Genomic DNA, 18,309 nt, shown 5'->3' on the forward strand with positions numbered 1-18,309 from the left:
CCCCCTTACTTTTTCTTACCTCCGAAGATATTGAGCACTTTACTGACCATTTTGTCATCAATACCCAGGGTACGTTTCAACCGCGTATAGGTAGCTACGGCTTGTTTATCCAGCCAGATGGCAACCGACTTGATGCCATCGCCGGGACGGGCCTGGTAGTTGGTAGGACGCAGTTTGGGCGTTTCTTTTTCTTCCGTGAAGTAATACAGGGCAACGGATTTCCGCGTCATGTCTTCCGGGCACTGGATGGGATCCGGTAGCCCGTGGAACGAATCATCATCCGTATTAAATACCGCAATGCGGTTAAAGATCGGAGCAATTTTTGCCTCAACCCCCGTCATTTTACGGTCCCACAGTTCCAGATCGCCGCGGTATTCGGGTTTCCAGTCTTTGTTGAGGTACAGCAGCAAATTGACCCGGCGTCGCCAGTTTCGCTTGTGCGGGTGCACGGTAAAGTCCGCGTGCACGTTCAAGAAGCCCCCGCGTTTGGACTGGTGCAGTCCGCCTCCCTCGAGCATATCATCCGCTTTTAGATTCGGAATCCCGGTGAGTTCGCTCATAAAGGCGACAAACGCATCGGAGTTGAGGTACGTAATCACTTCCTGAATGAAAGGGGGCAGCAGCTCCATTTTGTTGAGGCCGTGCTTTTTTTCATTCACGTGTACGTAGTGAATCCACCCTTCGTCCTGAATGGCCGGAAAAGATTGCATGGCCTTTTCGGCAGCCCACTCTTCCAGGAAATTGTCAATGGAAATGTGCGGATACGGATGTTCCGTCTGATATTGAGCTTTCAACTCCGGCAATTTGGCCTTCCAGGCTTCCAGATTGACAATGTTGGCAGTAGTATGAACCGTCGTATTCATATGATGCAGAACGCAAGGAATGGAATGAAATAAGTGAGTGAAACCCAGCCGAATGTGCCTACGGTTTGTTTCGCAGAACAAAAGTAGCCCCGAAGGGGCGTTTTCAGAATGTACGGGTTCGTTTTTCTACGCGGCCCTACAGCCAAATACACGAAAGACTGGCTCCCGGCGTCGTTTGACCCTTTTTATAGGTAGCTCCCTGTAACAGCAGGGGTTGGCCTTCGGCCCCCAGCTCCCAGAGTTCTCCCTTCAGAAAAACGCCAATCGCTTTCGTAATGGATGCCTCCTCGGGGGCCCGCCTCGGGAAGCTGTATTTGTCCCAGGCTTCCGCCTCGGTGAGTTTATTCACGTCCGCTCGGGCTTCGGCGGGTGTGGGGTAATTCTGATACCCTTCCCAGGGAAGCCGCAAGTAGTTGTTCAGCGTAATATTCGCCGGAACGGCCAGCATACAGGCTCCCTTTTCCCGCAGATTAGCATACGCCTGCGGAAACCACGAATCCTGGTGGATCAGTACGCCCAATTTGCCCGCTGGCGTATACACCACGGGTACATCCTGGATCGTTCCGGGGGTTATATACGTTTGCTCCTGCTTGGAGAGATAGGCTTTCTTCACCAGGCCCGCCAGCGAACCATCGGGTAGAAAAACGCCCGAAACGCTGTACAGGGCTCCACTTTCGTAGGCCAGCTTTTGCTCTTTGATGGCGGGCTCGGGCAGTACCGTGGTTCCAGCTACGATGGTAACGTCGTAGGTACTGGCCAGGTGCGAAAAGGTTTGCTGGTAGATATTGGCCATGTCGGCGGCTTTCATCGCCAGTAAACTATAACTGGTGGGGTCCTTCAACTCCTGCGGAGCCTGCAGCCGGGTAGACAAATACGTAAAGAAATTACTGTACGTGAGCGTATGAATAGCGTCCTGTAGTTTCGGGGCGGCGTATACTTCGCGTTTTTCGCCCACAATCACCAGCCACAGCCCGATATTTTCCGGCAACACCACAATGCTTTTCCGGTTGAGCCAGCCTTTCCGACGGGCTTCGGCAAAATAGCCATTCAGTTTCTGAAAGAAGGCCTCTTCACTGGAGTAATCGACGGGTAACATATACGGCTGAATGCCAATTAGATTGCCCCGCCCCGAATCGCGACCCATTTCGGCAAAAGATCGGTACTGGACGTCAGCCGGCGGCAGAGCAATATTTCGATTTTTATTAGACCAAATTACGTACAGAGCCCAACCCAGCATCAGCGTACCCAGGATGATCAGTAAACGTTGTTTAAACATACAGGAGCAGTTGACGTATCGCTTATTATGTGTTGCTCAGACAAAGAAACACCCGGAAGTTTAACCAGGCCTCTGCTTAATTATTGCCGTTGCTGACTATAGGTTTGTAAAAAAGCCCCCAATTCCATCAGCCAGGCTACGCCCAGATGAATGGCAATCCCACCCCAGATCGTCCGGCTTTCGTAGGCCAGAATGCCCAGAATATAGCCTCCCAGTACGGAGCCGAGCGTTTCTCCCAGCGGTTTTCCAAAGTGAATACAGGCGTATACCGCCACCATCGGTAGTACCGCACCTCGTCCCAGTACCTGAGTCATTCCGATCACCAGAAAGCCCCGCAGCAGTAATTCCGTCGACACGAAATCAAAGCCGTAGCAGGCTTCGAAGCCCAGAGCCGTTACCCATTCGGATACCCCCAGAGCCTCTGCCGCTCCCCAGCCTTTATAGATCGGATAGGTTTCCAGAAAACTCGGTTGAAAGGATGCCCAGCCAATCAGGGGTACCATCAGCAGTAACAGGGTTCCATACATACGCAGGCTTCCCCGGTCCGGCCGGAAACCATAAAAATACGAAGGTTGTGCATCCGTCCAACGATAAAATAGGGCGAGCGGTACCCAGATGGTCAAACCCGAACTTAGGTTGGAAAAACAGTAAAAAGCAAATCGATAAACGGACTCGAATACGGGCAGCGTAGCCAGAGGTTGGTAACCCGTAAAATCCTGCCACCAAGCCAGGATAATCATTCCAAAGCTAGTAAAAAGCCAGAACGTAAGCGTTCGTAGCAAGGCCAGTCGCTGGTGAAAAAAAAGCCAGAGTAGCGTTACGCTATAGTAGACGAACGCATCGAGCCCCAGAAAGAGTACAAAGCGAATCCAGCTTCCCCGGTAGGCATCAATGTAGGTGTCTTCCAGATCAACGGCGTAATTGAAAGCGATACAGACCGCCAGAAACAGAGCCGTACAGCCATAGAGCCCCGGCTTAAAATCCGCCCGAATGAAATCAACGAGATAGGTGCGTAACTTCCGCATAAACCGGGTGACGTAAAAAAGGCCTTGACAACGAAATGCCAAGGCCTTTACGGCTACTTCTAATGATTAACAATTAGAATTTAGCTCCAACTTCTTTCAGAACGGCTTCAATGCCTTTCTTGTTGATCGTACGGATCGCTTGCGTCGAAAGTTTGATCTGAACCCACTCACCCGTAGAAGGAATGAAGAATTTTTTCGTTTGCAGGTTCGGATAGAATTTCCGCTTCGTTTTGTTGTTGGCATGCGAGACGTTAAAACCCGTCTGCGTCTTCTTGCCCGTGATTTGACAAACCCGTGCCATAATAGTATTTTTTATTAGTTATCAGTAGACCGAATAAATCGGCTTTAATTTCTTGAGAATCAGCCCGATAAGAGCAGTTCTGTAAAACGAGTCGCAAAGATAGCTTTTTCGGGGGAATCAGCCAAATACAGTCCGAAAGTTTTGTATTTATTTTAATCCCCTCAGCGATGATTCAGGCTCCGTATCCAGGTTTGCCAGGTACAAATGCTGCGTTGGCAGGGCAAAGGCTACGTCCATTTTTTTCAGCTCTTCGTAAATCCGGATATTGACTCGCTGATGCACATTCATGTATACGGTATAGTCGGCATCCAGCACGAAGTAAACGATCTCAAATTCAAGCCCGTATGCTCCGTAATTGAAGAAATGAGCCCGGTCAAACCGCACGGGACTTTGCTCTTCCACGACCTGCTTGAGCATGGCTGAAATCGCGGTGAGTTTCTCGGGAGGTGTACTGTAATTCACCTGAATTTTAAACAGTACCCGCCGCTGCTGCATATTCTTGTAATTATGAATCCGTGAACCCGTCAAATCACTGTTGGCAAACACCAGCATTTCCCCCGAAAGGCTTTTAATCCGGGTCGTTTTCAGGCCGATGTAATCGACTACGCCCATCTTGGTATCAATGATGATGAAATCTCCGACCTCGAAAGGCCGATCGAAGAAAATGACGAAGTAGTTGAATACGTCACCCAGGATGTTCTGGGCCGCCAAAGCAATGGCAATACCCCCAATACCCAGACCGGCAATAATCGTGGAAACGTTGTAGCCGAGGTTATCGATCAGAAAGAGAATGCCCAGAATCCAGATGACACTGTTGATGATGAGCATCAAACCGCCCATCTGCTTGACCTTCTCCTCCCCCTGTTGCTGTTTGCGGAGATTGGCCTGTAAAACCAACAAGATCGTGGAGGACAGAATACGTATGATCAGGATCGTAATGATGATGGTGGTAATCATCGTTACGATCTTATCGACCTTCCGGGACAGACGAATAAAATCCAGAGCAAAGTAAATGACGGCAAAATTCAGGGCTGGAATCCCAAAGCGATCCATGCTATCCACCAGATAATCGTCCAGATTGCTCTTGGTTCGGCTGGTCCACTCCCGTAGCTTTCCTAAGACTACTTTCTTGAACAAACGGACCAGCACGAGTCCCAACAGAATGATACCCAGCGTAATGAGATAATCCTGTACGGTATTTCGCCAGTAGACCCGCTGTAAAAAATCCAGATTGAAATTCATGTGCTCTCGGTTTATTGGGAAAAAGGCCTTTCTCTCTTTAACCCAAACGGACGTCCGCTTGTTGTTATTGATTCGATTTTTGGAAGAAACTAGGCCAGCCCGCTCCCATCTCTTGCGTTAGGTAAAGCGGATGTAAAGACCAGACGCCACTTCTTGCTTTTCGTCCTACGCCAACGGAGCTTCTTGCACGCGGCAATCGCTCGTCTTTTCAGGGTTTTACTAGGTAAATACCTGGGTAACCGTTATTTTTTTTCAGGCTTGGAAAAATTTTTTTGAGCATAAAAACAAGGTTTATCCCTGCTTTATTCAGGCTCGCACCCTGCTACTAAACATTTGTCAATACCTAGCTACTAATCAATAATTGGGCATTAAATCCACAATATTTATCCAAAAGGCGTACTAAACGTATAGTAGTAGTATTTTTTTATCCCACTCTTATTTTTACTTATCCTATCCGAAGCTAAATTTTATAAACAAGCACTTACCCAAAATCAAGTACCTATACGTTGTAGTACAATTACTACTAAAATATTTTTAAGTATCATTTGTTTTTTTATTCAAAATACATCTAGTAGCTTGGCACCATAATCCAACATTACTACTCAATTAACCACCTACGTTATGCATCAATTATCTACCTACTTTTCTGATTCTGCTCTTCTTTGGATCTATCAGCCTGTTCAGCGGCCGTAGCTTTTTGCGGCTGAAACGCGTCAGCAAGCTAGGGCTTGCGGTTCGCCGTTGCTGATCAGGCCCACGTGTGCCTTTTTCATTCTCTTACCCATTGGTTGTGGCTTTCCACTACCCTCGATTTTCAGTGCCTGTACCGAACTGTACCAACGCTATCCAACCAACGTATATACATTACCGTAAGTCACAGTTTAACTCAAATCTACACGTATCAATGAAAGCAAAACAACTATTGAGCACGGCCTGCTTTGTAGCAGCCCTTCTGACCTCTTCCAGCCTGATGGCTCAGGTGAAAGTGGGTACCAATCCGACTACGATTGAATCAGCTTCCAATCTGGAAGTCGAGGCTTCTACTACAGGCCGCAAGGTTAAAGTGGACAAGGCAACGGGCCAACTGACCATTGCCGATGGTACGCAGGGAACGGGTAAAGTGCTCACTTCCGATGCCAATGGCGGAGCGAGCTGGCAAACCTCGCAACTGGTTAAAGCAACAGTAACGTACACGAATGATGGCGTGGTTACACTACCTTCTCAGCCTACCGGAACAGGCTCTACCTTCGGTAATGTAAGCATTACTTTTCCGGTCAACGGTACTTATGCCTTAAGTTGGGCCGTGATTGGTGATTATACTACCTATCCTACTGAAGTAAAGCCCCAGGATTGGTTTGGAGTTATTATACCAGGTCTTGTGAATCATCAGGAAAGTCAAATAGTTGCAGCCTTTAATTTTTTCTCTTCTGGCGTTCGATACGTAACTATTACCGATGCTCCCAAAACTGTTCAGGTAAATTATATCAATACTTCCACTACCCCTATGACTTTGCGATCAAATAGTGGTAAAAATTACCATGAATGGTTTGCCTACAAGGTATTCTAAAACCTTTCCCCCATTCTACCTCCTCGTATTAGCATAAACTATTCCATCTAAAATTCAACCCCACTCATTTCAATGACACCCAAACAACTACTTAGTACGGGCTGCTTTTCCGTAGCCTTGATGACCTCGGCTACGCTGTTCGCTCAGGTAAAAGTAGGTTCGAACCCAACTACCATTGGTACTAATACCTATTTGGAAGTAGAAGCAGACAATGCTTTTAAAACCACCATTAAAAAAGATAACGGTTTTGTGGGTATTGGTACCGCTACTCCTTTAACCCATTTGCACGTCTGGAATGGCAACTTATCAGTAAACCATGTTACTCCTAATACTTTCGCTACCGGCATTGAGGCCGCTGGTTCTTTTGGTGTGAGTAATACCAATGGTGGTAACCACAGTATTACGGTAGGAAACGGCAATAGCTTGGGAGCACCAAATTCGCTAGTTGTAGGCTATCAAAATACAGCTGACGGTACGGCCAGTCAGAGTTTCGTTTATGGAACCAACAACCAGGCAAAGTCGGGCAATACACTGGCTGGAGGCTTTGAATGTCTTGCTTCCGGAACAAATTCCATCGCTTTAGGACAAAATACCAAGTCCACCGGAGGGGGTGCCATTGCGTTAGGCTATAACAACGAAGCCTCTGGAGCAAATGCGTTAGCATTCGGTCATACTACGCGTGCCACTGGAGCTTCGGGTATAGCTTTAGGGTATAACACGCTAGCTTCTGGTGATAACTCCATGGCGTTCGGACACAGTACACAGGCTACGGGAGGTATCTCCCTAGCAATGGGATTTTCGTCTACGGCCTCAGGAGACAATTCAGTGGCTATTGGTCGTCAGGCCAAGGCTATTCATGAAGGAAGCATGGTACTAACCGATGGCTATAGTGCTGATTTTAACTCAGCTGGCGTCAATACCATGCACATGCGATTTATTGGTGGGTACTGGCTGCGTACGAATACTAATAACGTAGGCGTCCGCTTGCAAACGGGTGAAACCTCTTGGAGTGCAGTTTCTGATATTCGTTCGAAAAAGGACATATCCGCTCTGGAGGGAGGTTTGGCTACGGTGATGCAATTACAGCCCAAGAAGTATCACTATAAAGGCAATAAAAATACCCATTATTCGCTAGGTTTCATCGCTCAGGAAGTTCAGAAAGTACTGCCGGATGTTGTAGACGTACCTCAGGATAAAAATGAGTACATGTCCATCCGCTATACGGAAGTAATTCCTGTCCTCACGAAAGCCATTCAGGAGCAACAGGCCCAAATCGAAGCCCTCAAAGCTGAGAATAAAGCCTTGAAAGCTCAAACGGCTAAAGTTGAAGCTCTTTCAGCCAAACTGGAAGCAATGGAAGCTAAGATAGTGGGTAGTACAGAAAGATTAAACCATTCTCAGCTCAGTAAATAATACTGGCCTTCTCCATCAGGGAAAGGGTTTGAACTCACATGGGTAGGCTCCAATCGTAGTGCTCAACCAGAGACCAGCCTTCCGTACCACAACCTTTTTTAAACCAAATCCACAATTTCCAATGACACCCAAACAATTACTCGGCACGGCCTGCTTTGTAGGGGCCCTGCTGACATCTTCCGGCCTGATGGCTCAGGTGAAAGTGGGTACCAATCCGACTACGATTGAAACCAACTCCAACCTGGAAGTAGAAGCGTCTACCTCGGGCCGTAAGGTCAAAGTAGATAAGACCACCGGCCAGATGACCATTGCCGATGGTACGCAGGGAGCGGGTAAAGTACTCACCTCCGATGCCAATGGCGGAGCGAGCTGGAGTGCCCTAGAAGCTATTAAAATACCGCAAACTATGTTTATCGGTTTCCAAGCTGACGGAGAACAGCTAATCGTACCTGCCTCTAGTTCAGGAGCGGTAAATTCCAGATTTAAAGTGGTGCCATTGCCTAGTTACGCTGCTAATTATAATGCGGCAAGACGGGCCTATATCATTCCTGCAGCAGGTTATTACCGCGTAGAATTGGGTGTCCGTTGCACGGGTACGGGACCTACTGGAGTTATTAATCCTTCGCTAGCTGGTAGACTTGGGGTATCCGACATTTATAGCGTTGGGGTAAATGCTGCAAACGCTAGATCATTTATGCACACCCAATACTACAACGCAGGAGAAGAAGTGTATGGCTATTTGTACTTAGCTGAGCCCGGAGCAGGTGATGTCATTACTACCAATACGTACATGACTGTTACACGTTTGCATTTGTAACTTAAGAATCAACGTGGTTTCACTTGCAAGGCCATGCCTTGAGTATTATAGTTTATTATTAGTAAACCTTAAAACCAAACCCCTCAATCCACGATGACACCCAAACAATTACTCGGCACGGCCTGCTTTGTAGCAGCCCTGCTGACCTCTTCCAGCCTGATGGCTCAGGTGAAAGTCGGCACAAACCCAACCACGATTGAAACCAACTCCAACCTGGAAGTAGAAGCGTCTACGTCGGGCCGTAAGGTCAAGGTAGATAAGACCACCGGCCAGATGACCATCGCCGATGGTACGCAGGGAGCGGGTAAAGTACTCACCTCCGATGCCAACGGCGGAGCGAGCTGGCAAATTAGTAAGGTAGGCTGCGGTTCGTTCGATGCCGTACGAAACGACATTCAGGCTATAACTATTCGTGATGCTGCAAATGATCCGCCCGTTGTCTTAGTAGGTACTACGGAAGTCTATGATCCTTTAAATGCCTACAACCCATCGACGGGCGAGTATACGGTTCCTGTTACCGGTATGTATGTATTTAAAGCAAGTGCCGTAGACGGTCTGAATGATCCTGTAGCCCGTAGAAACAGTACACTTGCCATTTATTCCGCGGCCAGGGGGCGGTTATCTTCCTCCTTATTTATCAATCAAACTTACTCTGCTGGTAGCTGGAATGATGTAACGGCCGTGGCCTATCTAAATGCCGGAGATAAAATAACGGCGGTCTGTCAAGTCACGCATGTATCCGGAACAAAACCGGGCCCCACCATTGATGTACAGGAGATTAAGTTTGCAGGCTCCAGAATTGACTGTACTGGTAATTAGGGTTTACGTGGTCTTTGTTGACTTCAACTTCATTACATAATCAAACTCCACTATTCGCATGACACCCAAACAACTACTTCGCAAGGCCTGCTTTTTAGCAGCTCTTTTTACCTCTTCCACCCTGATGGCTCAGGTGAAAATAGGGGATAATCCAACGGTGATCAATGCGGGCTCTGCCCTGGAGGTGGAGAGTACGAACAAAGGTCTGCTAATGCCCCGCATTTCGCTGACTAGTACGACCACCTGGGGTTTGCTCGGTACACCCGCCGCGGGTATGCACGTGTATAACACCAACACGGGTATCACCGCCGGTAGTACAACCTACCCAGCTCTGGCCGCCAAAATTGGCGAGTACTACTGGGATGGCAACGGCTGGGTTGGCCTGGCTCCCACCCAACGCAATACCGTGGTTACGTCGTGGCCGCAAACCGCAGGGGTTACCTTAAACGTACCCGCAAACCTGCCTTCCGGCGGTTGCCCTACCTGTAACGTCAACATCAACCAGACGGGTACCTTTTCGATTACCAACCCTACGAATGATGTCGTGATAGACGTGGTCAACTTTTCATCCGTATCCAATCACAACGGTAATGTGGTGATGACCTATCTGGTAGAAGTGGATAAAACCACGGCCGGTACGTATGAGCGAGTTGGTTTTTACAGCCTTCCTTTTCAGGGTACGGCCTGTAGTGGATTGTCAACGAATGCCAAGTTCGTTTTGAAAAACCTGCCTGCTCGTGCCCAGCCGTATACGGTTCGCATCATTGCTAACTCTACCTACAACAGTGGTTCGAACCAGGCAACTTTTGGCGTTGGCTCTTTGTCTGGTCCCAGTTGCGGTGGCGGAATCGACGGCAACAGTACCATCATCTCGGTAACCCAGTAAGGCGTTCTTTTCTTCTCAGGCTTAAGGCTGAGAAATAACTCAGGTCACCCTTTTCTAACATACGTGAAATGAAAAAGAAATTTATGAATTCAATCCGCTTCAAAGCATTAGCTCAAGCGGTGGCAGTGATGTCCTTACTTTCACTCGCCGAAAACACCTTCGCCCAACAGGGTTCTCAGGGTAATACGACTATCTTCGGTGGTGCTCAAATGACCGTCTTTGGTGCTCATAGTTTCGCTACGGGCGGCGGCGGTGTGCAGCCTGGCATCGTTAATACTATTCGTACGGCTCCTTACGGCGTATTGAATTTTGGTACGGCGGCTAGCCAGACCGGAGCAAACGATGCTAACCACGTGGATGGTTACGTTCGCAAGTTCGGAACGACCTCGTTCATCTTCCCCGTGGGAGACAACGGTCAGTACGGTCCCTTTGCTGCCGCAGGCGATGGCACTACGGGAGCCTACTTCCACGTCGATCCTTCCTCGGCGGTCACCTCCATGGTCGGCGGCGGTAACTACCCCGTCCTGCCCACCGGCGGTCCCTTCGCTACCACCAGCAAAGACGCGAACGTCACTACCGTCAGCACCAAAGAGTACTGGGACATCGATGGTGCTACGGCTACTAAACTCACCCTCACCTGGGACGGCATCAGTGACGTCACCACCCTGACGGGCAGCAGCCTCACCAAGCTCGGCATCGTCGGCTGGGACGGCACCAAGTGGGTCAAAATCCCCGCTACCGTGGACGCTACCTCCGTGCTGGGCGGTGCCAGCTCCCTGACGGCGGGTTCCATCACCACCACCGCTGCGATCGTGCCCAATACCTATACGGCCTATACCCTGGCTGCCGTGGTCACGATCATCCCCAACTTAACGCCGACGACGGATATTCAAGCCTTGACCTTCACCGAGGGACAGAGCCGCGACTTTATCGTCAACCTCTATGAGATCTACGGCGGCGATGCTACCGGTGCCATCTCCTTCCGCTTGAACAAACTCTCGGCCTTCAACATCACCTATCCCACCACCAGCACCACCTCGGCGGTGCTTAACGGTACGCCCAATGAAAACAGTAACTGGACCTTCACCGAAACGTCTTCACTCATCATTGTGACGGCGAAACCCGGTGTCACCATCCCGGCGGGCGGAGTGGCCAAAATTGGCTTTACGGCTACGCGTAAACCGGGTGTGGCGGGCAACACCACCCAAAACCTGACGGTGACCATCGTGGGACTCTCTGGAGGAGAAACCTATACCGATGACAACCAAGTCGTTACCTCCATCACCGCTATTAAGTAATCACTTTTATTTTGACTATTGTATGAAAAAGCTCTTATCTCTGCTAGCACTGGCCTTTGTGCTGGTGTTTTCCAAAGCTCAGGCTCAGGATGTCAGCATTAACGTCTTAAGTGTGCCTGCCCAACTGACGATTGGCGAATCCGGCTACGTTCTTGTCGAAATCTGTAATCAGGATGCCTCCCCCGTCAGTGCCCCTACCAATCGATTGCGACCGCTGGTTTCCCTGCCCTCCCTGGTTGAAATTACGGGCGTGACCAATGGGGATGGGAGTCCTTTAACGAACTTTCAGATCCTGGATCAGAGTACGACATCGCTCATGATGCTCTACCAGCCCGCTTTACCGAACCCCGAATGTGTTTCGTATCGGATTCAGATCAAAGCGGTTAGTGTAGGCACCCTGGAGACCATCACGGGTACGCTGGGCTTTCAAGGTCCCCAGCCCCCCCGCAACAACCCGGCCAACGATAATTCCACGACGGGCATTGCAGTCGTGGATGCCCCAACCCCGGTTACGCTGGCCAGCTTTACCGCGAAGAAAGAAGGCCTAAGTGCTCAGCTCAGCTGGGTGACGATTCAGGAAAAGAACACCAAAAGCTTCGAAGTGGAGCATAGTCTGGATGGCCGTAGCTGGCGGAACCTGGGTTCAGTAGCGGCGGTGGGCAACAGCACCACCGAGCAACGCTACAGCTACCTGGACACCGACCCAGCCAACGGTCTGAATTACTACCGCTTGCGGATGGTGGACTTCGATGGCCACACCGAGCTGTCGCGATCACAGAGTCTGTCCTTCGAGCGAGGTCTGCAAGCCAACGTATACCCGAATCCGGCGGTGGATTACCTGACCCTGGATGTGAAGGATGCCAGCAAGGTGCAGAACGTGCAGATTCTGTCTTCGACGGGCAAGGCGGTTTACGAAAGTGCGACTCCCGCCGCCCAGGTCAAAGTCAGCAGTCTGACCAAGGGTCTCTACCTGGTCCGTTTCCAGTTCAAGAACGGTTCGATGGAAACCTACAAAGTGATTAAGCAATAAGTACTAGTGTAGGATATACCTACCGCTGGCAGAGCTAGACTTCTGCCAGCGGTAGATTCAGACTGCGATAGAAGCCATCCTTGATGGTAACTACTCATTTACTATCCAACCCCATACGTATGAGTCATTTTATGCTTCCCTCATCTGTTATTTCGGCTCCCTCCCGTCGGGTTATTCATCGACTGCGTAAGGGAAATCGTACAGGCAAAGGCTTATTATTGATTACGGGTTATGATTACTTTTTAACCAAACGGGATTATAAACGCCTTTTACCCCAATACGAAGAAATCATTCTGGTGCCTCGGCATACGGATGATGAGTATTTGTTGAATGTGGTTCTTTACCCCATTCTGAATAAATACGCCTTGATTCATTTGGTGGCTAATCCACAGTACGATCAGCAGCACCATCAGGTTTACCAGTTTATGGTCAAACAGAGTAAGATGATTCGAGTCAGTACCATCAATGATTTCTGTGAACAGATGCTGGGGAAAGTGTACATTGCTCAAAACGCCCACGAACGCACGTTTACGAACGATTTACCCGTTTTTAGACCTGGGGTTCGCGGTTTGAAGAAAGGATTGGACGTACTCTCATCGATCGTCTTTTTGTTGGTTACCTCTCCGTTCTGGGTCTGGTGTGCTCTTCGAATTAAACAACAGTCACCGGGACCTATTTTCTACCGGCAAGCCCGCGTCGGACGACAGGATCAGGAGTTTCACTGCGTCAAGTTTCGCTCCATGCGACTGGATGCCGAGGTAGCCGGAGCGGCCTTCTCCAGTAAAAAGGATCGTCGTACCTTCCCTTTTGGAGCGTTCATGCGAAAAATTCGACTGGATGAATTACCCCAGTTTCTGAACGTACTCAAGGGTGAAATGTCGTTGGTAGGTCCTCGTCCGGAACGTAAGGTATTTACCACTTCGTTCGAAGATCAGATTCCGCATTACCAAACCCGGCATCAGGTGAAACCGGGCATTACAGGTTACGCCCAGATCTGTTATCCGTACGGAGCAGGCGTAAAAGATGCTCGTCATAAACTCATGTATGACCTTTATTACATCAAGCACTGGAGCATTCGGTTGGAAGCCTATATCCTCTGGCGTACGGTGATTACCGTTATTACGAAACAGGGATGCTAACTCCTAATACCCACGCTATATGTCCGAAGAAACCCTCCGAATTATTCTGATTCTTTGCATTGCCTTCGTGGTACAGTGGGTTGATCGAAAGCGAAGAAAACGTAAAAAAGTTACCAGTCCCGTTTTTATACCCAGACCTACCTTATCCAGACTTTACCGACATTCGTTACGGATGAAGCAACTTCGCCAAACCGTACGTACGACTCCCTCCAGGCGATACCAAACCAAAGCAATAGTTACTTATAAGATCTAGTAAGCGGGTACTTCTCTGTCATTTCAGGGAAGTACCCCTTTTACTTGTATATACGTGACCTAGTCTTCTGCTTCCAGTTCAAAGATACTTTCCAGCGGCTTTTCGAAGTAACGGGCAATTTTAAGGGCCAGTACCGTAGAGGGTACGTACTTGTTCGCCTCAATGGCATTGATCGTCTGGCGGGACACCTGCACGGCTTCGGCCAGCGTAGCCTGCGTAATGTCTTTGATTGCCCGCTCGACACGAATGGTGTTTTTCATAAGCTTCTTGATTCTCCCGGTAATGAACGCAACGCCTATACGAGGGGCATCATGTTACGTCTGAATAGCAGGGGTTTAATGTATAAGATCCAGTTAAACCGGATGACAAAGAAAGCCAAAGCCGTAAAAACGTTGTAAATCAAAATACTCAGATAGGCTCCATTGTATACCAGCAGGGTGGCCAGAATGATCAGCAACGCATTAATCATGACGCCCCACTGCAGGGATTCGAGCCGTACCTGAGCCACCCATTCATCTTCTTTCCGTTCTTTGGAGAAAGCCCCCAGCACAAGGCCGAGGGTCAGCCCTACCGTGATGATTTCATCCAGCAGGTTATTTTCCGTAGTACCCAAAAGCTCCGAGTCCCAGGTCAATTTCTGAGGAATGTTAATCGTAAGCCAGTCAACCGACTTTTCCAGATTCGGGAAATAGGTCTCTCGAAACATGTATATAATCCCCAGAATCAAAAAGCAAAAAGTCAGGCCCCAGCCTAAAGCCTTGGCCCAATGCGGAAAAAGAAATCTCGGTTTCATAGGTAATAGATCCGTTAGTAGAGTGGAAACTAATTTTTACTAAATGTAAAGTTTTCTTTACTTTATGACAAAATAGTATGTCAATTATTTTTACAAACTATAAAAAAAACGCTGGCAAGGCAGGAGCCTTACCAGCGTTCGAGTATATACCAATGATTCGTCCTTATCCTACGACTTCTACTTTCACACCCAATTCCGCTTCATCCAGTTCGACGGCTACACTATCGGCCAGCGTATCGAGTAGATTCAGACTCAGGGCCTGTACTTCGGTGCAGATGTATTCGCGATTCGTTTCCAAAGCCGTTTTCACCAATGCTTCAGTCGTAGTCACCGATATGGCAATCTTATCGGCTACTTCGAAACCACTGTCTTTGCGAAGGTTCTGAATACGATTGACAAACTCACGGGCGATTCCTTCGTACCGAAGTTCTTCCGAGATGCTTACATCCAGAGCTACCGTCAGGCCGTTTTCCTGAGCGGTCAGGAAGCCGGGCAGATCTTCCGTCAGAATTTCTACGTCGCTCAACGTGATTTCATGCGTACCGCCTACGGTCAACGTACCGGCTTTTTCCAGCTCGGCAATATCGCTCGTGGTCATAGCCTGAATACCGGCAGCTACTTCCTTCATTTTTGGACCAAATTTGGGACCCAACGCTTTGAAGTTTGGCTTCACCTTTTTATTCAGTACACCAGAAGCATCATCGAGTAACTCGACCGACTTTACGTTCACCTCGGCCTTGATGAGTTCCTCAACCCGGGCCAGCCGCTGTTTCGTGAATTCGTTGAGTACGGGTACTAGTACCCGCGAAAGGGGTTGCCGTACCTTGATTTTATTGACTTTCCGGATGGAGTGTACCAGCGACGAAACCCGCTGAGCCAATTCCATCGAAGCTTCAAGCTCCAGATCAATATACTGCTGATTCGCCGCCTGTAGGTCCGTCAGGTGTACGGAAGGATACTGCAGGGCCGAACCACTGGCTACGGCCGCTTCACGAACGCCTTCCGTCAGGTTACGGTACAGCCAGTCCGCGTAGAACGGGGCAATCGGTGACATCAGCTGCGATACTTTCAGCAGACACTCCTGCAAGGTTTCGAACGCCGCCCGTTTGTCAGCGGTCAGTTCACCTTTCCAGAAACGTCGGCGTGACAGACGCACGTACCAGTTCGACAAATGATCGGATACAAACTCCTGAATGGCCCGACCCGCTTTTGTCGGCTCATAGTCGGCGTAGAAGCCGTCTACATCTTTGATGAGCGAATGGAGTTTTGAAAGAATCCAGCGGTCCATTTCGCTCAATTGCTCGTACGGCACGCGGTTGTTTTCGTCCAGCGTATAGCCGTCGAGGTTGGCGTACAGAGCAAAGAAGTTATACGTATTCGTCAGCGTACCGAAGAATTTGTTCCGAACTTCGGTAACGCCTTCCAGATTAAAACGCAGGTTGTCCCAAGGGTTCGAGTTGGTAATCATGTACCAGCGAATCGGGTCCGTGCCGTACTTGGCCAGAGCTTCGAACGGATTCACGACGTTGCCTTTCCGCTTCGACATTTTCTCGCCGTCCTTATCGAGTACCAGACCCGTTGACACGACGTTTTTGAACGCTACCGAGTTATTGAGCATGCCTGAAATGGCATGCAACGTAAAGAACCAGCCCCGGGTTTGATCCACGCCTTCGGAGATAAAATCGGCAGGGTAGCTTTTTTCGAAGATATCCTGATTTTCGAAGGGGTAATGCCACTGAGCATAGGGCATCGCTCCTGAATCGAACCATACGTCAATCAAATCGGACTCGCGGTACATGACTTTACCAGAGGCCGATACCAGGAAGATGTCGTCCACGTAGGGTCGGTGCAGATCAAATTCGCCCGTACCTACTTTAGCCAGATAGCCTTCGTTGGCGGTCTGTTGTTCCGCACTCAGGCTGTCGGATTTCAGGGAATGCTCCAGGGCGGCTTTTAACTCGGCAATCGAGCCAATACAAACTTCTTCCCCGTCTTCGCTCCGCCAGATGGGCAGCGGCGTACCCCAGTAGCGGCTCCGGCTCAGGTTCCAGTCGACCAGGTTTTCCAGCCAGTTGCCGAAACGACCCGTACCCGTGCTTTCGGGTTTCCAGTTGATGGTTTTATTGAGAGCGACCAGTTCGTCTTTTTTCGCCGTCGTGCGGATAAACCAGCTATCAAGCGGGTAATACAGTACGGGCTTGTCCGTCCGCCAGCAATGTGGGTAGGTGTGGTCAAACTTCTGAACGTTAAAGGCTTTGTTTTCCGTTTTCAACAAAATACCGATGCGTTCATCCACCGACAGGTATTTGTCGCGGCCCTGCTTTTCGCGTTCGGCTTCTTTCTGTTCGTCGGACAGGTATTGTTCTTTCACAAACTCACCCGCAAAATCCGTCACCTCAGCCACGAAACGACCTCGTTTATCCACGAGGGGTACGTCCTTGCCGGTTTCATCTTTGACCATAATCGGCGGGATACCGTTTTGCTGCGATACCCGAAAATCGTCCGCTCCAAAGGTAGGAGCTGTATGTACCACGCCCGTGCCATCTTCCGTCGTAACGAAATCACCCATGATGACGCGGAACGCGGGACTCTCGGGTTCTACGTAAGGCATTAGTTGTTCGTACTCAATGCCTTCTAGGTGTTCGCCTTTCAAATCCATCAGGACTTTCCAGGGAATGAGTTTATCCCCCGGCTGATAGGCCAGCAAATCACCGTCTTTTCCTTTTTCGGGGAAATAGGCACTCACCCGATCTTTCGCAATAATGACGTTGATCGGCAGATGCGTATACGGGTTATACGTCTGGATTAACTGGTAGTTAATGTTTTTACCCACCGTCAGGGCCGCGTTGGAAGGCAGCGTCCAGGGCGTGGTTGTCCAGGCCAGGATGTAGACATCATCGCTATCCGCCGTATCGAACAAGTAACCCGATTTTCCGGTCAGTTTTACTTTAAACTGAGCGACGATGGATACGTCCTTGATTTCCTTGTACGTACCCGGCTGGTTCAGCTCATGCGAACTCAGACCCGTACCCGCCGCTGGCGAGTAGGGTTGAATCGTATATCCTTTATAGAGCAGCCCTTGGTTATGCAATTGCTTGAGCAAATGCCAGACGCTCTCAATGTATTCGTTATGGTAGGTCACGTACGGACTGTCCAGATCGACCCAGTACCCCATTTTTTCGGTCAGGTCATTCCACTGGTCCGTATACCGCATGACCGTTTCCCGGCACTTGCGGTTGTATTCCTCTACACTGATTTTCTTACCGATGTCTTCTTTGGTGATACCCAGCTCTTTTTCCACCTGTAACTCAATGGGCAGACCGTGCGTATCCCAGCCACCTTTCCGTTTAACCTGGCGACCTTTGAGGGTTTGGTAGCGACAGAAAATATCTTTAATCGACCGAGCCATCACGTGGTGGATACCCGGCGTACCATTGGCCGACGGGGGTCCTTCGTAAAATGTAAAGCTGGGCTTTCCTTCCCGCAGTTCAATGGATTGCTCGAAAATCCGGTTCTCTTTCCAGAACTGCCGGATTTCGTCGGCAACAGCGGCATAATCGAGGTTTTTGTATTCGGGGAAATTCATA

General features: G+C 49.3%; 16 protein-coding genes. 8 read left to right on the forward strand and 8 right to left on the reverse strand.

Annotation, left to right across the window (positions count from 1 at the left end; genetic code table 11):
- Positions 1-5: 5 nt before the first annotated feature.
- From ACOJTG_RS11115 to ACOJTG_RS11135, 5 genes are all read right to left on the reverse strand, one after another.
- Entirely contained in the window at positions 6-863 is an 858-nt protein-coding gene (locus ACOJTG_RS11115) for a 2OG-Fe(II) oxygenase (protein ID WP_420153867.1), read from the reverse strand.
- A gap of 136 nt (positions 864-999) precedes the next feature.
- A complete protein-coding gene (locus ACOJTG_RS11120) occupies positions 1,000-2,139 on the reverse strand; it encodes a nitrilase-related carbon-nitrogen hydrolase (protein WP_420153868.1) in 1,140 nt (379 codons plus the stop codon).
- A gap of 80 nt (positions 2,140-2,219) precedes the next feature.
- On the reverse strand, positions 2,220-3,164 hold the full coding sequence (locus ACOJTG_RS11125; RefSeq protein WP_420153869.1) for a type II CAAX prenyl endopeptidase Rce1 family protein: 945 nt from the start codon (positions 3,162-3,164) through the stop codon (positions 2,220-2,222).
- 73 nt (positions 3,165-3,237) lie between these two features.
- Complete coding sequence (gene rpmB, locus ACOJTG_RS11130) at positions 3,238-3,465, reverse strand: 50S ribosomal protein L28 (RefSeq protein WP_094812054.1); 228 nt, start codon at positions 3,463-3,465, stop codon at positions 3,238-3,240.
- A 147-nt stretch (positions 3,466-3,612) separates the two neighbouring features.
- Positions 3,613-4,707 (reverse strand): mechanosensitive ion channel family protein, encoded by a 1,095-nt coding sequence (locus ACOJTG_RS11135; RefSeq protein ID WP_420153870.1) that lies wholly within the window; start codon positions 4,705-4,707, stop codon positions 3,613-3,615.
- A gap of 904 nt (positions 4,708-5,611) precedes the next feature.
- Between ACOJTG_RS11135 and ACOJTG_RS11140 the strand changes: the two genes are divergently transcribed.
- The 8 genes from ACOJTG_RS11140 to ACOJTG_RS11175 all read left to right on the forward strand — a co-directional run bounded on the left by ACOJTG_RS11140 (position 5,612) and on the right by ACOJTG_RS11175 (position 13,676).
- Positions 5,612-6,274 carry a hypothetical protein gene (locus ACOJTG_RS11140; RefSeq protein ID WP_420153871.1) on the forward strand — a complete coding sequence of 221 codons (663 nt, stop codon included), beginning with the start codon at positions 5,612-5,614 and terminating at the stop codon, positions 6,272-6,274.
- Positions 6,275-6,346: 72 nt separating this feature from the next.
- Positions 6,347-7,687, forward strand: coding sequence for a tail fiber domain-containing protein (locus tag ACOJTG_RS11145; RefSeq protein ID WP_420153872.1), 1,341 nt, complete (start codon positions 6,347-6,349; stop codon positions 7,685-7,687).
- Between the two features lie 121 nt (positions 7,688-7,808).
- Positions 7,809-8,504, forward strand: coding sequence for a hypothetical protein (locus tag ACOJTG_RS11150; protein WP_420153873.1), 696 nt, complete (start codon positions 7,809-7,811; stop codon positions 8,502-8,504).
- A 93-nt stretch (positions 8,505-8,597) separates the two neighbouring features.
- On the forward strand, positions 8,598-9,323 hold the full coding sequence (locus ACOJTG_RS11155) for a hypothetical protein (RefSeq protein ID WP_420153874.1): 726 nt from the start codon (positions 8,598-8,600) through the stop codon (positions 9,321-9,323).
- 58 nt (positions 9,324-9,381) lie between these two features.
- Complete coding sequence (locus ACOJTG_RS11160) at positions 9,382-10,209, forward strand: hypothetical protein (RefSeq protein WP_420153875.1); 828 nt, start codon at positions 9,382-9,384, stop codon at positions 10,207-10,209.
- A 68-nt stretch (positions 10,210-10,277) separates the two neighbouring features.
- Positions 10,278-11,507 carry a hypothetical protein gene (locus ACOJTG_RS11165; protein WP_420153876.1) on the forward strand — a complete coding sequence of 410 codons (1,230 nt, stop codon included), beginning with the start codon at positions 10,278-10,280 and terminating at the stop codon, positions 11,505-11,507.
- 22 nt (positions 11,508-11,529) lie between these two features.
- On the forward strand, positions 11,530-12,537 hold the full coding sequence (locus ACOJTG_RS11170) for a T9SS type A sorting domain-containing protein (protein ID WP_420153877.1): 1,008 nt from the start codon (positions 11,530-11,532) through the stop codon (positions 12,535-12,537).
- A gap of 131 nt (positions 12,538-12,668) precedes the next feature.
- Positions 12,669-13,676, forward strand: coding sequence for a sugar transferase (locus ACOJTG_RS11175; protein WP_420153878.1), 1,008 nt, complete (start codon positions 12,669-12,671; stop codon positions 13,674-13,676).
- Positions 13,677-13,988: 312 nt separating this feature from the next.
- Here ACOJTG_RS11175 and ACOJTG_RS11180 read toward each other — a convergent pair whose 3' ends face one another.
- The 3 genes from ACOJTG_RS11180 to ileS form a co-directional block, all read right to left on the reverse strand.
- Positions 13,989-14,189, reverse strand: a complete 201-nt coding sequence (locus tag ACOJTG_RS11180) for a helix-turn-helix transcriptional regulator (protein WP_104714642.1) — start codon at positions 14,187-14,189, stop codon at positions 13,989-13,991.
- A 35-nt stretch (positions 14,190-14,224) separates the two neighbouring features.
- Positions 14,225-14,722, reverse strand: a complete 498-nt coding sequence (locus ACOJTG_RS11185) for a hypothetical protein (RefSeq protein WP_420153879.1) — start codon at positions 14,720-14,722, stop codon at positions 14,225-14,227.
- Between the two features lie 163 nt (positions 14,723-14,885).
- Positions 14,886-18,308: an isoleucine--tRNA ligase gene (gene ileS, locus ACOJTG_RS11190; RefSeq protein WP_420153880.1), complete on the reverse strand. Its 3,423-nt coding sequence runs from the start codon at positions 18,306-18,308 to the stop codon at positions 14,886-14,888.
- Position 18,309 lies beyond the last annotated feature (1 nt).

It is taken from the genome of Siphonobacter sp., from assembly GCF_048595215.1.
Taxonomy (GTDB): Bacteria; Bacteroidota; Bacteroidia; order Cytophagales; family Spirosomataceae; genus Siphonobacter.

What these genes read in the sequence shown, in the direction of transcription:
- ACOJTG_RS11115 (WP_420153867.1), bottom strand. Translation starts at nt 863, where the DNA reads ATGAATACGACGGTTCATACTACTGCCAACATTGTCAATCTGGAAGCC.
- ACOJTG_RS11120 (WP_420153868.1), bottom strand. Translation starts at nt 2,139, where the DNA reads ATGTTTAAACAACGTTTACTGATCATCCTGGGTACGCTGATGCTGGGT.
- ACOJTG_RS11125 (WP_420153869.1), bottom strand. Translation starts at nt 3,164, where the DNA reads ATGCGGAAGTTACGCACCTATCTCGTTGATTTCATTCGGGCGGATTTT.
- rpmB (WP_094812054.1), bottom strand. Translation starts at nt 3,465, where the DNA reads ATGGCACGGGTTTGTCAAATCACGGGCAAGAAGACGCAGACGGGTTTT.
- ACOJTG_RS11135 (WP_420153870.1), bottom strand. Translation starts at nt 4,707, where the DNA reads ATGAATTTCAATCTGGATTTTTTACAGCGGGTCTACTGGCGAAATACC.
- ACOJTG_RS11140 (WP_420153871.1), top strand. Translation starts at nt 5,612, where the DNA reads ATGAAAGCAAAACAACTATTGAGCACGGCCTGCTTTGTAGCAGCCCTT.
- ACOJTG_RS11145 (WP_420153872.1), top strand. Translation starts at nt 6,347, where the DNA reads ATGACACCCAAACAACTACTTAGTACGGGCTGCTTTTCCGTAGCCTTG.
- ACOJTG_RS11150 (WP_420153873.1), top strand. Translation starts at nt 7,809, where the DNA reads ATGACACCCAAACAATTACTCGGCACGGCCTGCTTTGTAGGGGCCCTG.
- ACOJTG_RS11155 (WP_420153874.1), top strand. Translation starts at nt 8,598, where the DNA reads ATGACACCCAAACAATTACTCGGCACGGCCTGCTTTGTAGCAGCCCTG.
- ACOJTG_RS11160 (WP_420153875.1), top strand. Translation starts at nt 9,382, where the DNA reads ATGACACCCAAACAACTACTTCGCAAGGCCTGCTTTTTAGCAGCTCTT.
- ACOJTG_RS11165 (WP_420153876.1), top strand. Translation starts at nt 10,278, where the DNA reads ATGAAAAAGAAATTTATGAATTCAATCCGCTTCAAAGCATTAGCTCAA.
- ACOJTG_RS11170 (WP_420153877.1), top strand. Translation starts at nt 11,530, where the DNA reads ATGAAAAAGCTCTTATCTCTGCTAGCACTGGCCTTTGTGCTGGTGTTT.
- ACOJTG_RS11175 (WP_420153878.1), top strand. Translation starts at nt 12,669, where the DNA reads ATGCTTCCCTCATCTGTTATTTCGGCTCCCTCCCGTCGGGTTATTCAT.
- ACOJTG_RS11180 (WP_104714642.1), bottom strand. Translation starts at nt 14,189, where the DNA reads ATGAAAAACACCATTCGTGTCGAGCGGGCAATCAAAGACATTACGCAG.
- ACOJTG_RS11185 (WP_420153879.1), bottom strand. Translation starts at nt 14,722, where the DNA reads ATGAAACCGAGATTTCTTTTTCCGCATTGGGCCAAGGCTTTAGGCTGG.
- ileS (WP_420153880.1), bottom strand. Translation starts at nt 18,308, where the DNA reads ATGAATTTCCCCGAATACAAAAACCTCGATTATGCCGCTGTTGCCGAC.